The sequence below is a fragment of the Pseudomonas brassicacearum subsp. brassicacearum genome (assembly GCF_008801605.1).
Classification (GTDB): domain Bacteria; phylum Pseudomonadota; class Gammaproteobacteria; order Pseudomonadales; family Pseudomonadaceae; genus Aquipseudomonas; species Aquipseudomonas brassicacearum.
Genome location: NZ_VZPJ01000019.1, coordinates 54,025 through 67,397, shown reverse-complemented (window position 1 = coordinate 67,397; position 13,373 = coordinate 54,025). Strand labels below are relative to the sequence as shown.

Genomic DNA, 13,373 nt, shown 5'->3' with positions numbered 1-13,373 from the left:
ACCGTGCTCCTGAATATTTCATGTTCGCATGCTCCCATGGCCCTTGCGCGACGCCAAGCAGACGGTCAAACTCTCCGCACTTTCGTTATAAGATTACATAACCTTTTCGGAGACTCGTCATGCGTCGTCTGCTTCTCGCTTTGCCGTTCGCCCTGCTGCCATTGGCTGTCGCTCACGCGGCGGTCGAGCATGATCATGACCACGAACACGGCAGCCTCGGCGCCCATGAACACGGTGTGGGCCGGTTGAACGCCGCCCTGGACGGCCAGACCCTGGAGCTGGAACTGGAAAGCCCGGCGATGAACCTGGTGGGCTTCGAACATGCCGCCACCAGCGATGCCGACAAGGCCAAGGTCGCCGCCGTACGGGCGCAGCTGGACAAGCCGCTGGCGCTGTTCAACCTGCCCGCTGCGGCCAAATGCACCGTGGCCCAGCAGGAACTGGAAAGCCCGCTGTTCGGCGATGAACCGGACCACGAAGACCATGACGACGACGGCGATGGCGACGAGCACCACGGTGAGCACAGTGAGATCCATGCCCACTACCAGTTCACCTGCGCCGCCCCGGGTGCACTGAAGAACCTGGACCTGGCGACCCTGTTCAAAACCTTCCCGGCCACCCAGAAAATTCAGGTACAACTGATCAGCCCGAGCGGACAGCAAGGCGTGGAAGTGACGGCCAAGGCGCCAGCCCTGAAATTCTGATCCACCGCAAAACCCAATGTGGGAGCAAGCTTGGTGGGAGCAAAGCTTGCTCGCGATAGCGGTCCGACAGTCAACATCCAAGTTGAACGTGATGGCCTCATCGCGAGCAAGCTCAGCTCCCACAGGTGTTCCACAGGTTCCACTATTTGAAGCGGCAAACATGACCCAAGCACTCATCGAACTCTCCGACCTGGGCTTCAGTTGGCCCGGGCATCCGCCGTTGCTGGATATCCCGGCGTTTCGCCTGGAGGCCGGTGAGACGCTGTTTCTCAAGGGCCCGAGCGGCAGTGGCAAGACCACCTTGCTGGGGCTGCTGGGCGGTGTGCAGACGCCGGATCGCGGCAGCATCCGCCTACTCGGCCAGGAACTCACCGAACTGGGCGCCGGCAGTCGCGACCGCTTTCGCGTCGACCACACCGGCTACATCTTCCAGCAATTCAACCTGCTGCCGTTTCTCTCGGTACGCGAGAACGTCGAGCTGCCCTGTCACTTTTCCAAGCTGCGTGCGCAACGGGCGATCCAGCGCCACGGCAGCGTCGATCAAGCCGCCGCCACGCTGCTGGCCCACCTGGGGCTGACCGATCCAAACCTGCTGGAGCGGCGCGCCGACTCGTTGTCCATCGGCCAGCAACAACGGGTCGCCGCCGCCCGGGCGCTGATCGGCCAACCGGAACTGGTAATCGCTGACGAACCGACCTCGGCCCTGGACTACGACGCCCGGGAAAACTTCCTGCGGCTGTTGTTCGCTGAATGCCGCGAGGCCGGGTCGAGCCTGTTGTTCGTCAGCCACGACCAGAGCCTGGCGCCGCTGTTCGACCGCAACCTGTCGCTGGCCGATCTCAATCGCGCCACCACGCCACTCGAGGTTTGAGATGTATTTGTTCCGTCTAGCCATGGCCAGCCTGGCGAACCGCCGTTTCACCGCGATCCTCACCGCGTTCGCCATCGCCCTTTCGGTTTGTTTGTTGCTGGCAGTGGAGCGGGTACGTACCGAGGCGCGGGCCAGTTTCGCCAGCACCATCAGTGGCACCGACCTGATCGTCGGCGCCCGCTCCGGCTCCGTGAACCTGCTGCTGTATTCGGTGTTTCGCATCGGCAACGCCACCAACAACATCCGCTGGGACAGCTTCGAACACTTCGCCAGCAACCCGAAAGTGAAGTGGGCGATCCCCATGTCCCTCGGCGATTCCCACCGCGGCTATAGGGTGATGGGCACCACCGAGGCCTACTTCGAACATTACCAGTACGGCCGCCAGCAGCATCTGGAACTGGCCGACGGCCGGGCTTTCGCAACCGATCCGTTCGAAGTGGTGCTCGGTGCCGAAGTGGCCGAGGCGCTGCACTACAAGCTCGGCGACAAGCTGGTGCTGGCCCACGGCGTGGCGGTGGTCAGCCTGGTCAAGCACGACGACAAGCCCTTCACCGTGGTCGGGATTCTCAAGCGCACCGGCACGCCGGTGGACCGCACGCTGCACATCAGCCTCGGCGGCATGGAGGCGATCCACATCGACTGGAAGAACGGTGTGCCGGCCCAGGGCAATGGCCGCATCAGCGCCGACCAGGCCCGCAACATGGACCTCACGCCCCAGGCGATCACCGCGTTCATGCTCGGCCTCAACAGCAAGATTTCGACCTTTGCCTTGCAACGCGAGATCAATGAGTTTCGTGGCGAACCGCTGCTGGCCATCCTGCCCGGCGTGGCGCTGCAGGAGTTGTGGAGCCTGATGGGCACGGCGGAAAAAGCCTTGTTCGTGATTTCGTTGTTCGTGGTGCTCACCGGGTTGATCGGCATGCTCACGGCGATCCTCACCAGCCTCAACGAGCGTCGTCGGGAAATGGCGATCCTGCGTTCGGTGGGCGCGCGGCCGTGGCACATCGCGACGCTGCTGGTGCTCGAAGCCTTCGCCCTGGCGCTGGCCGGGGTCACCGCCGGGCTGGCCTTGCTGTACATCGGTATCGCCGCCGCCCAGGGTTACGTGCAGTCGGCCTACGGCTTGTACCTGCCGCTGAGCTGGCCGAGCGAATATGAATGGACGCTGCTGGCTGGCATTCTAGTCGCTGCCCTGCTGATGGGCAGCGTGCCGGCCTGGCGCGCTTATCGCCAATCGCTGGCCGACGGCCTGTCGATCCGTTTATGAGGACGTTGAAGATGCCCCGCGCCCTGCTTGCGCTGTTGATGATGGTCGCCCTGCCGCTGTGGGCGGCCGAGCCGAGGGACCTGGCCTGGTCGGAAATGATCCCGCCGGACGCGCCGCCAGAAGTGCCGAACATGACCCCGCTGCACGACTTGTCGAAGATGAGCGACGCCCTGGCCGCCGAGTCCGCGCCAGCCGCCAAGCAGGATTTGCCCAACGCCCCGGTAGTCAAGGCCCTCGATGGCCAGCAGATTCGTTTGCCGGGCTACATCGTTCCGCTGGAAGTCAGCGAGGAAGGTCGCACCACGGACTTCTTGCTGGTGCCCTATTTCGGCGCCTGCATCCACGTACCGCCACCGCCGTCCAACCAGATCGTGCATGTGAAAAGTGAAGTCGGGGTCAAGCTCGACGAGTTGTACCAGCCGTACTGGGTCGAAGGGCCGATGCAGGTCAAGCCGTCCACCAGTGAACTGGCCGATGCCGGGTATCAGATGGAGGCCGAGAAGATTTATGTGTATGAGCTGCCGGAGTGAGTCCGGTAGTGATGTGTTGTTGATGAGATAGCTATCGCGAGCAAGCTCGCTCCCACAGTTGATCGCGTTTCTTCAGAAAGAATACGGTCGAATAATGTGGGAGATAGCTTGCTCGCGATGGTTCCCTCAAATTTTCCCATCAGCGCTTTTATTGAGCTGAGTCAATTAAACACCCCCTGACTCATTGAGCTGTGTCAAAAGACCGGAGCAGACGGCTTCGTACCATGGGACATCAAATTTCGATGCCCTCTGGAGCCCTCATGAACAAGTCCTTGCTCTGCGCTTCCCTCGCGGCCCTCGCGCTCGCTGCCCCACTCGCCCAGGCCCACACCGCTGGCGATATTATCGTTCGCGCCGGTGCCATCACCGTCAACCCGGAAGCCGACAGCTCCAGCGTCAAGGTCGACCGTGGCCCGCTGGCCGGCGCCGACCTGGGTGGCAAGGCGACCATGAGCAGCGACACGCAGTTGGGCTTGAACTTCGCCTACATGATCACCAACAACCTGGGCATCGAACTGCTGGCGGCCTCGCCGTTCGAGCACGACGTGAAAATCAAAGGCACCGCCCTGGGCGCGGCCAATGGCAAGCTCGGCACCCTCAAGCACCTGCCGCCGACCTTGAGCCTGGTCTACTATCCGCTCGACGCCAAGTCGGCGTTCCAGCCTTATGTCGGCGCCGGCATCAACTACACCTGGATCTACGACGAACACGTCGGCAGCGAAGCCAGCGCCAACGGCTTCAGTAATTTCCGTGCGAGCAACAGCTGGGGCATGGCGTGGCAAGTGGGCGCTGACTACATGTTGACCGACAACATCATGATCAACGGCCAGATTCGCTACATCGACATCGACACCACCGCGTATGTGGACAACAACGCCGTGGCCGGCGGGACCCGGGCCAAGGTGAATGTCGATGTGGACCCATGGATCTACATGGTGGGGTTGGGCTACAAGTTCTAAGCCGAACCTGAAGGTACGAAAATCCCTGTGGGAGCGAGCTTGCTCGCGATGACGGTGGATCAGCCAGCAATCACGTTGACTGACCCGCCGCTATCGCGAGCAAGCTCGCTCCCACAGTTTTTGGGCGGTGAGAATCTCAGCGTCCCAGCAACCGCGCCAGCCCCACGCTCATCGGGGTTTGCGGGGGAAAGCTGAAGCGCTGCAACAGCCGATGATTGTCGGCCCGCGAATGGCGGATGTCGCCGGAGCGTGCCGGGCCGTAGCTGATCGGAGGCAGATCGCCCACCACGGCGGCCAGGGCCTGGAGCATCTGCTTGAGGGTCGTGGCCTGGTTCCAGCCGACGTTCACCGCGCCCACTTCCACCTCGGGCTTTTCGATGGCCTGCACCAGCAAATCCACCAAATCTTCGACGTAGACAAAATCCCGAGTCTGCTCGCCATCACCGAACACCGTGATCGGCAGGCCTTTCTGCGCCCGTTCGCTGAAGATACTGATGACCCCGGAATACGGCGAGGACGGATCCTGGCGCGGACCGTAGATGTTGAAGAAGCGGAACACCACCGGCTCCAGGTCGTGCTGGCGGCGATAGAAGTCGAAGTAGAACTCGCTGGCCAGTTTGTCCGAGGCATACGGCGTGAGCGGGGCCTTGGGGGTTTCTTCGTCGATGGACTCGCCTTCGCCGTTGTTGCCGTAGACCGCTGCGCTGGAGGCGAACAGCACCCGTTTCACACCGCTCTGGCGCATGGCTTCGCAGACATTCAGGGTGCCGATGAAATTGCTCTGGTGGGTGCGCACGGGGTCGTCCACCGAGGCTTGTACCGAGGCCACCGCCGCCAGGTGCGCCACGGCGCTGCAACCGGCCATGACCCGCGCCACCAGCGCGGCATCGGCGACGTCACCTTCGATCAGTTCGAGCGCCGGGTTGTCCAGCGGCAGGTTGCTGCGCTTGCCGGTAGACAGATCATCGAGGATGCGCACCGAATGTCCCTTGGCGAGCAAGGCGTCGGTCAGGTGCGAACCAATGAAACCCGCGCCGCCGGTGATTAAAACAGGGCCTTCAGCCATGGCGATAAAACCTATCCAGTAAGCTTGGGAGTGCCGCGCGCCAGGCGCGGGGCTTGATCCCGAAAGTGTGCAGAATTTTCTTGCAGGCCAGCACCGCGTGCTGCGGTTCTTCCGCGGCGTCCGGCCGTGCGGCGTGGGCCTGGGGGGTGGGCGACTCGATGGCCAGCGGATGCAGGGCGCGGGCTTCGGTGAGGATCGCCTGGCCCAGCGCCAGCGGCGTAGTCGCCTCGTGGCCGGCGTAATGGTAGGTGCCCCACAGCGGCGCCGCGCAATCGAGTTGCTTGAGCACCGAGATGATCACGCGCGCGGCATCGTCCACTGGCGTCGGGTTACCGCGGCGGTCGTCGGCCAGCAACAGCTCTTCGGGCTGTTCGGCCCGGGCCAGGAAACGCCCGAGGATGCCATCGGCGCTGTCGTCCAGCAGCCAGCCGAACCGCAGCAGCACGTGTTGCGGGCAAGTGGCGCGCACGCTTTGCTCGATCCGCCACAGCGCCTGGCCGCGCACGCCCAGGGGCACGGGCTCGTCTTTCTCACTATAGGCCGTGGCGCGGGAGCCATCGAACACGCGATAGCTCGACGGTTGCAGCAAGACGATGTTGTGATGCTGGCACAGCTCGGCCAGGCGCTCGACAGCGCGCTCCTGGCTGGCCAGGCGCTGCTCGCTGACGGCCTCGGCCTGGAACCAGTCGAAGTAGTACGCCAGGTTGATCAAGGCGTCCGGGCGAGTGTCGTCGAGCAGTTGCGTCAGGCTCGCGGCATCCCAACCGTCTTCGGGCGGGCGGGGGGCAAGAAAACCGATGTCTTCTTCTGCACCGAGGCGAATCAGCGCCTGCCCAAGGGCATTTCCGCCGCCCAGTAACATAAGGCGCATTCGCATAAAGTCAGCAGGCCCAGTCTATTGGCACAAGAATTTGGTCGACAACACCCGCAGGCGTTGTCGGAATCGTTGCATTTTGCGGGTTTAGTGCGCAACCGTCATCCGTAAAGTGCAGATCGCCGGGTTTGGGTGGGACTTGAGGCCGCTATCGCGAGCGAGCTCGCTCCCACAGGGGATCTCAGGTGCCCATGCTATCCCTGTGAGAGCGAGCTTGCTCGCGATGGCATTCTGGCAGGCAATGAAGGTCTCAAGTGGTACTTGCATCTTGCCCAACCCACCCGCATAACTGCCCCATGAATCTGCCTCTCCCAGCCAACCACGCCATGGCCGGCTTTCACCCCGCCGTTCGCGCCTGGTTCAGCCAGACCTTCCCGGCGGTCACGGCCGCCCAGGCCCGGGCGTGGCCGTTGATCGGCCAGCGTCGTTCGACCCTGGTGGCGGCGCCTACCGGCTCGGGCAAGACCCTGACGGCTTTTCTCGCCGTGCTCGATGACCTGGTGCACCGCGGCCTGGAACAGGGCGGCCTGCCGGACCAGACGCTGGTGGTCTACGTCTCGCCGCTCAAGGCCTTGAGCAACGATATCCAGATCAACCTGCAAAATCCCCTGGCCGGCATCACCGAACAGCTGCGGCAAATGGACCTGCCGCCCCTGCACATCACCACCGCCGTGCGTACCGGCGACACGCCGCAGAAAGAACGCTCGGCGATGCGCAAGACCGCGCCGCACATCCTGGTGACCACTCCCGAATCGCTCTACGTGCTGCTCGGCTCCGACTCCGGCCGACAGATGCTCGCCAGCACCCGCACGGTCATCGTCGACGAAATCCACGCCATCGCCGCCAGCAAGCGCGGCAGCCACCTGGCCTTGAGCCTGGAGCGTCTGCAAGCCCTGTGCGCCGAACCGCTGATGCGCATCGGTCTGTCCGCCACGCAAAAGCCCATCGAAGCGGTTTCACGTTTTCTCGTCGGTGAGGGACGCACCTGTGAAATCGTCGACATCGGCCACGCCCGCCCCCGGGACCTGGACATCGAAGTGCCACCAGTACCGCTGTCGGCGGTGATGGCCAATGACGTATGGGAACTGGTCTACAACCGCCTCGCCGAGCTGGCCGGGGAACACCGCACCACCCTGGTGTTCGTCAATACCCGGCGTTTGGCCGAACGCCTGAGCCGTCATCTGAGCGAGCGCCTGGGCAAGGACGCCGTGGCCGCTCACCACGGCAGCCTGGCGAAGGAGTTTCGCCTCGACGCCGAACAACGCCTCAAACGCGGCGAGCTGAAGGTGCTGATCGCCACCGCGTCCCTGGAGCTGGGCATTGATATCGGCGATGTCGACCTGGTGTGCCAGATCGCCTCGCCCCGCTCGATCTCGGCGTTCCTGCAACGGGTCGGTCGTTCCGGCCACCAGGTCGGCGGCACACCCAAGGGGCGCCTGTTCGCCACCACCCGCGACGACTTGATCGAGTGCGCCGCCCTGCTCGACTGCGTACGCCGTGGCGAACTCGACATCCTGCACATCCCCAAGGCGCCGCTGGATGTACTGGCCCAGCAGATCGTCGCCGAAGTCAGTTGCCAGGAATGGTCGGAGCAAGCACTGCTGGAAACCTTGCGTCGTGCCTCGCCCTACGCCGGGCTGGACGAAGGGCATTACCAGGCGCTGTTGCAGATGCTCGCCGAAGGCCTCAATGGTCGCCAGGGCGTACGCAGCGCCTACCTGCACCGCGATGCCGTGACCCGGACCTTGCGCGGGCGCCGCGGCAGCAAGCTCACGGCGGTGACCAGCGGCGGCACCATTCCGGACAATGCCGACTACGCCGTGCTGCTCGAACCCCAGGGCTTGAACATCGGCAGCGTCAACGAAGACTTCGCGGTGGAGAGCATTGCCGGCGACGTGTTCCAGTTGGGCAATACGTCGTATCGCATCATTCGCGTCGAGACCGGCCGCGTGCGGGTCGAGGACGCCCAGGGACAGCCGCCGACCATCCCGTTCTGGCTCGGCGAAGCGCCGGGGCGCAGCGCCGAACTGTCCCTGGCCGTGGCGCGCCTGCAAGCCCAGCTCGATCAACTGCTCGGCGCCACGCCGGGCAACCTGCAACCGGCCCTCGATTGGCTCACCGGCACCCTGCAACTGAACCTGGCCAGCGCTGAACAACTGGTGGATTACCTGGCCCCGGCACGCCTGGCCTTCGGCGCCCTGCCGTCCCAGGACACGCTGCTGATGGAGCGGTTTTTCGACGAGTCCGGCGGCACGCAACTGATCATCCACACGCCCTTCGGCAGCCGTATCAACCGCGCCTGGGGCCTGGCCTTGCGCAAGCGTTTCTGCCGCACCTTCAACTTCGAATTGCAGGCCGCGGCCAGTGAAGACGCCATCGTGCTCTCGCTGTCCACCAGCCACAGCTTCGAACTGGACGAAGTGTGGCGCTACCTCAACAGCCACAGCGCCGAGCAGATCCTGGTCCAGGCGGTACTGGATGCGCCGCTGTTCGGCGTGCGCTGGCGCTGGAACGCTGGCGTGGCCCTGGCCTTGCCGCGTTACGCCGGCGGACGCAAAGTCGCCCCGCAGATCCAGCGGATGAAAAGCGAGGACCTGATCGCCAGCGTGTTTCCGGACCAGATCGCTTGCCTGGAAAACCTGGCCGGCGAGCGTGAGATCCCCGACCATCCGCTGGTGGAACAGACCCTCGACGATTGCCTGCACGAAGCCATGGACAGCGAAGGCTGGCTGACGCTGTTGCGGCGCATGGAAGCGGGCGAGATTCGCCTGATCAGCCGCGATCTGCCGGCGCCCTCGCCGTTGGCGGCAGAAATCCTCAGCGCCCGCCCCTACACCTTTCTCGATGACGCGCCGCTGGAAGAACGGCGCACCCAAGCGGTGATCAATCGGCGCTGGAGCGATCCACAGGCCACCGATGACCTTGGCGCACTGGACGCCGAAGCCATTCAGTCGGTCCGCGATGAGGCCTGGCCGACGCCGGCCAATCTCGATGAGATGCATGAAGCGTTGATGAGCCTGGCCTGCATCGCCGACAGCGAAGCCGACGCCCACGCGCCGTGGCTGGATTGGTTGCAGGCATTGGCCGCCAGTGGTCGCGCCAGTCACCTGCAGATCAGTGCCGAGCGGGGTCTGTGGGTGCCGCTGGAGCGCCTGACCTGCCTGCAAGCCGTTTATCCACAGGCCCGCTGGCAACCGCCGCTGACGCCCCTGGCCGGTTTCGATGAAACCTGGGACAGCGACGAAGCCCTGGTGGAAGTGCTCCGCGCCCGGCTCAGTGCCTTTGGCCCGCTGCCGTTGAAGGCCATCGCCTACCCGCTGGGATTGTCGACCCCGCAGGTCACCCAGGCCCTGGCGCAGCTTGAACAACAAGGCTATGTGCTGCGCGGGCGGTTCACGCCGGGCACCGGCCAGGAGGAATGGTGCGAGCGGCATTTGCTGGCGCGGATCCATCGCTATACGGTCAAGCGTCTGCGCCGGGAAATCGAGCCGGTGATGTTGCAGGACTTCATGCGCTTTCTGTTCGACTGGCAACACCTGTCATCGTCCACCCAGGGCCGGGGCAATGCCGTGCTGCCGTCGATACTCGGCCAGTTCGAAGGCTTCCCGGCCGCTGCGTCAGCCTGGGACAGCGACCTGTTGCCAGCGCGGATCAAGGACTACTCGCCCAGTTGGCTCGATGAGTTGTGCCGCAGTGGCAAGTGGGTATGGACGCGCCTGAGTGCGCGCCAGAAGCCTTCCGCCAGCGCCCTGCGCAGCACGCCGGTGGTGTTGTTGCCGCGCAGTCAGGTGGCGCTGTGGAGCAGCCTGGCCGGGCAAACGGCCCTGGATGAGTTGTCGCCCAAGACGCAAAAAGTCCATCAGGCCCTCAGCGAACACGGCGCGCTGTTTTTCGACGAACTGGCCCACGAAGCCCACCTGCTGCGCAGCGAACTGGAAATCGCCTTGCAGGAACTGGTGGGCGCCGGGTTGGTGAATGCCGACAGCTTCGCCGGCCTGCGCGCGCTGATCACCCCGGCCAGTAAACGCCAGGCCCGCAGCAGCCGGCGCGGGCGCGGAGCGTTTGTCGGTGGTATGGACGACGCCGGGCGCTGGGCCTTGTTGCGCCGCAGTCAACCGGCGCCCGTGGACGGCAACCGCGCCGCGCCCACACCGCCCGACACCCTGGAGCACATCGCCATGACCCTGCTGCGCCGTTACGGCGTGGTGTTCTGGCGCTTGCTGGAACGGGAAGCCGATTGGTTGCCGAGTTGGCGCGAGCTACTGCGCACCTTTCATCGCCTGGAGGCGCGGGGCGAGATTCGCGGCGGGCGTTTTGTCAGTGGGCTGGCGGGCGAACAATTCGCCCTGCCCGAAGCCATCCCGCTGCTGCGCGAAACCCGCCGCCGCCCCACCGATGGCAGCCTGGTGGCGGTGTGCGGCGTCGACCCGCTGAACCTGGCGGGCACCTTGCTGCCGGGGGCGAAAGTGCCGGCACTGGCGAGTAATCGGCTGGTGTATCGCGATGGTTTGCCGGTGGCGGCGCAGATTGCCGGCAAGCAGCATCTTTGGGTGGAGTTGGATGCTCAAGGGATGGCTGAGGTCAGGAACAAGCTGATTCAGAAAGGTTGAGGGCGTCTGGGCCGGCCCTATCGCGAGCAAGCTCGCTCCCACAGGGATTGTTCATTCACCACAAACCTACTGTGGGAGCGAGCTTGCTCGCGATGAGGCCATAAGCCCCACCACAGCCCCAGGCAATCATTGAGCTTGATCGGGCAGTTCATCCCCCGCTTTTTGCTCCTCGACCAACCGCTTGGGCAACACCACCTGCTGTGGATAAGTCTGCGCGAAGTGCACCGCCGGATGGTTATCCACAAGCTTCTTCAACTGCTGGTTGAACGCCCGGCTCACCGCATACTGCCCGCCGGATACGGTGCGGAACTGCGCCGTGAGCACCACGCCGTTGAGATCCATCTTGTCCACGCCAAACACATCCAGCGGCCCTTGCAGGTTGAATTTCAGGAACGGGTCTTCGGCGATCGAACGCCCGGCCTCGCGAATCAGCTCGACGGCCTGGTCGACATCGGTGTCGTAAGTGAACTGCACGGAGAAGAACGCAAAGGCGAATTGCCGGGACTGGTTGGTCACGGCCTTGATCTGGCCGAACGGCACCGAATGCACGAAGCCCTTGCCGTCGCGCAGGCGCAGGGTGCGAATGGTCAGGCCTTCGACGGTGCCGGCGTGGCCGGAGCTGAGCACCACCCAGTCGCCGATGGACAGCGTGTCTTCAATGATGATGAACAGCCCGGTGATCACATCCTGCACCAGTTGCTGGGAACCGAAACCGATCGCCAGCCCCACCACACCGGCACCGGCCAGCAACGGTGCGACGTTGATGCCCAGGTTGGCCATGGTGGTGATTGCGCAAATCACCACCAGGATGATTTTCGCGGCGTTGCGCAACAGCGGCAGGATGGTTTTGACCCGGGTGCTGGGCTGACGGGCCCCGCGCTTGTTCAGCGGCGGTTTCAGGGCTTCCTGGATCGCCGTGTCGAGCACCACCCACGTGAGCCAGGTCATCAGGAAGATCAGGCCGATGCGGCTCAAGGAATCACTGATCGCCCGGCCTATGGCATTGCGCGAGGCGAACTCGAACAGGGAAATCCCCCAGATCCGTCCGAGGACCTCAATGAATACCACCGCCATGACGATGCGCAGCAACGCGTGCAGCAGGCTCAACAGGCGGCCCTTGTAGGCGCTGTCGCGCTGGATGGCCTCGGCCTTGGGCGACTTGAAGACATGCTGGAACACGGTGCTGAGGAACACCGTGGCGATCAGCAGGATGGTGGTGAACAACGCACAGCGCAGGGCTTTCTGGTTGTCCTCGCCGACACCGATCAGGCTCACCGCCGACACCAGCACCATCAACAGGATCGGCCAATACCAGAGCCCGGAGAAAATCCGCAGCGACTCCTGCAAGGCCGGTTGCTTCAAGCGCTGGGCCAGCGGGCGGTTGCGGATCAGGTGCGCCACGGGCCGGCGCATGCGAATCACCAGCCAACCAAAGACCACCGAGGCGAACAGACCGGTGAACACCGCGATGCTGCTGGTGATGTTGCCGCCCAGTTGCCGGGCGATCTGCGGGCTGGTCAGGGCATCGCTGAGGGCGGCGAGAAAACCGATCATGAACAATGGCCGGGGGCTGAAGCGCCGGATCATCGCCACCGCCCGGCGTTTGTGGCCGGCGTTGAACATCACGATCACGCACAGCAACACCGAGGTGGAGAAAATGCCGCTGCTGGTGGCATAGGCGAAGCACAGCGCCAGGGCGCGACCGACCGAGACCTGCAGGAAGTGGCTGACGTACAGGGTCAGCGGCAGGCAGATCAACGCCGCAGCGGTATACGGCAGCAGATAACCGAGCAGGTCGCGCACGCGCTGGTGGGTGCGCAGCCAGCGGCGCCGGCCCAGATGGCGCAGCAGCAGCCGCGCCCCCGACCAGATCAGTGCAAAAGCGCCGATCCAGACGCTCGACAACAACAGGAAATCCCCCGCCACGCGCCAGGACGAACGGGACGTCTGGTCCACCAGCCGGTCCACCTCATCCGCCGCCCGGTCCGCCCGCAGGCGCCAGGCATCCACCAGGCTCTGGTTGAGATCGAGCTTGTCCTGGACGTCATCGATGCTCGAACTGATGGCCCCCAATAAACCGCCCTGCACCAGCGGCGCGGGTTCGGCGGGCGTTTCACTGGGCTGGGAGGTGCCGGGGACAGCGGCGGTCCCGTAGGCGCTGGTGCCGGTCATCGCCAGCAGGAACAGCAGCAATACAGTGCTCAATCGAGACAAAACGCGAGGCTCCTTCACACGGGATCGGTAAGGAACTGATCAACAACGGGCGGGCAAGTTCGCTCGAATGATCAATACAACCCCTGTGGCAAGAGGATTATGTGGGAGCAAGGCTTGCCCGCGATGGAGGCGCTGCGGTCTCTCAGAAATCGAGGCGCCTCCTTTCGCGGGCAAGCCTTGCTCCCACATAGCGGGAATAAATCCCCTCGCCACAGTACTTCACCGTCTGCTCCACCGTCGGTAAGACCATCGAAACTTTCCGGGCCGCGCAACAGTCA

General features: G+C 64.1%; 9 protein-coding genes. 6 read left to right on the top strand and 3 right to left on the bottom strand.

What is annotated here, in order from left to right:
• The first annotated feature begins 119 nt into the window (after window positions 1–119).
• The 5 genes from F7R20_RS28600 (at window position 120) to F7R20_RS28580 (ending at window position 4,331) form a co-directional block, all read left to right on the top strand.
• The gene (locus F7R20_RS28600; protein WP_003206041.1) at window positions 120–704 is read left to right on the top strand and encodes a DUF2796 domain-containing protein; all 585 of its coding nucleotides are present in this window, start codon (window positions 120–122) and stop codon (window positions 702–704) included.
• 160 nt (window positions 705–864) lie between these two features.
• Complete coding sequence (locus F7R20_RS28595; protein WP_003206042.1) at window positions 865–1,575, top strand: ABC transporter ATP-binding protein; 711 nt, start codon at window positions 865–867, stop codon at window positions 1,573–1,575.
• A 1-nt stretch (window position 1,576) separates the two neighbouring features.
• The gene (locus tag F7R20_RS28590) at window positions 1,577–2,842 is read left to right on the top strand and encodes an ABC transporter permease (RefSeq protein WP_003206044.1); all 1,266 of its coding nucleotides are present in this window, start codon (window positions 1,577–1,579) and stop codon (window positions 2,840–2,842) included.
• Window positions 2,843–2,853: 11 nt separating this feature from the next.
• A complete protein-coding gene (locus F7R20_RS28585) occupies window positions 2,854–3,372 on the top strand; it encodes a DUF3299 domain-containing protein (protein ID WP_013694320.1) in 519 nt (172 codons plus the stop codon).
• Window positions 3,373–3,632: 260 nt separating this feature from the next.
• Window positions 3,633–4,331, top strand: coding sequence for an OmpW/AlkL family protein (locus F7R20_RS28580; protein WP_003206048.1), 699 nt, complete (start codon window positions 3,633–3,635; stop codon window positions 4,329–4,331).
• A gap of 136 nt (window positions 4,332–4,467) precedes the next feature.
• On the opposite strand, the gene F7R20_RS28575 is transcribed toward F7R20_RS28580, so the two are convergent.
• Together F7R20_RS28575 and F7R20_RS28570 are read right to left on the bottom strand one after the other, a co-directional pair.
• Entirely contained in the window at window positions 4,468–5,397 is a 930-nt protein-coding gene (locus tag F7R20_RS28575; RefSeq protein WP_003206051.1) for an NAD-dependent epimerase/dehydratase family protein, read from the bottom strand.
• Window positions 5,390–6,274 (bottom strand): sugar nucleotide-binding protein, encoded by an 885-nt coding sequence (locus F7R20_RS28570; RefSeq protein ID WP_003206053.1) that lies wholly within the window; start codon window positions 6,272–6,274, stop codon window positions 5,390–5,392. The genes F7R20_RS28575 and F7R20_RS28570 overlap by 8 nt, the downstream gene beginning before the upstream one ends.
• Before the next feature lie 293 nt (window positions 6,275–6,567).
• Here F7R20_RS28570 and F7R20_RS28565 point away from each other — a divergent pair, with 293 nt between their 5' ends.
• Entirely contained in the window at window positions 6,568–10,881 is a 4,314-nt protein-coding gene (locus F7R20_RS28565) for a DEAD/DEAH box helicase (RefSeq protein ID WP_003206055.1), read from the top strand.
• A 126-nt stretch (window positions 10,882–11,007) separates the two neighbouring features.
• Here F7R20_RS28565 and F7R20_RS28560 read toward each other — a convergent pair whose 3' ends face one another.
• Window positions 11,008–13,095: a mechanosensitive ion channel family protein gene (locus F7R20_RS28560; RefSeq protein ID WP_003206057.1), complete on the bottom strand. Its 2,088-nt coding sequence runs from the start codon at window positions 13,093–13,095 to the stop codon at window positions 11,008–11,010.
• Window positions 13,096–13,373 lie beyond the last annotated feature (278 nt).

What these genes read in the sequence shown, in the direction of transcription:
- F7R20_RS28600 (WP_003206041.1), top strand. Translation starts at nt 120, where the DNA reads ATGCGTCGTCTGCTTCTCGCTTTGCCGTTCGCCCTGCTGCCATTGGCT.
- F7R20_RS28595 (WP_003206042.1), top strand. Translation starts at nt 865, where the DNA reads ATGACCCAAGCACTCATCGAACTCTCCGACCTGGGCTTCAGTTGGCCC.
- F7R20_RS28590 (WP_003206044.1), top strand. Translation starts at nt 1,577, where the DNA reads ATGTATTTGTTCCGTCTAGCCATGGCCAGCCTGGCGAACCGCCGTTTC.
- F7R20_RS28585 (WP_013694320.1), top strand. Translation starts at nt 2,854, where the DNA reads ATGCCCCGCGCCCTGCTTGCGCTGTTGATGATGGTCGCCCTGCCGCTG.
- F7R20_RS28580 (WP_003206048.1), top strand. Translation starts at nt 3,633, where the DNA reads ATGAACAAGTCCTTGCTCTGCGCTTCCCTCGCGGCCCTCGCGCTCGCT.
- F7R20_RS28575 (WP_003206051.1), bottom strand. Translation starts at nt 5,397, where the DNA reads ATGGCTGAAGGCCCTGTTTTAATCACCGGCGGCGCGGGTTTCATTGGT.
- F7R20_RS28570 (WP_003206053.1), bottom strand. Translation starts at nt 6,274, where the DNA reads ATGCGAATGCGCCTTATGTTACTGGGCGGCGGAAATGCCCTTGGGCAG.
- F7R20_RS28565 (WP_003206055.1), top strand. Translation starts at nt 6,568, where the DNA reads ATGAATCTGCCTCTCCCAGCCAACCACGCCATGGCCGGCTTTCACCCC.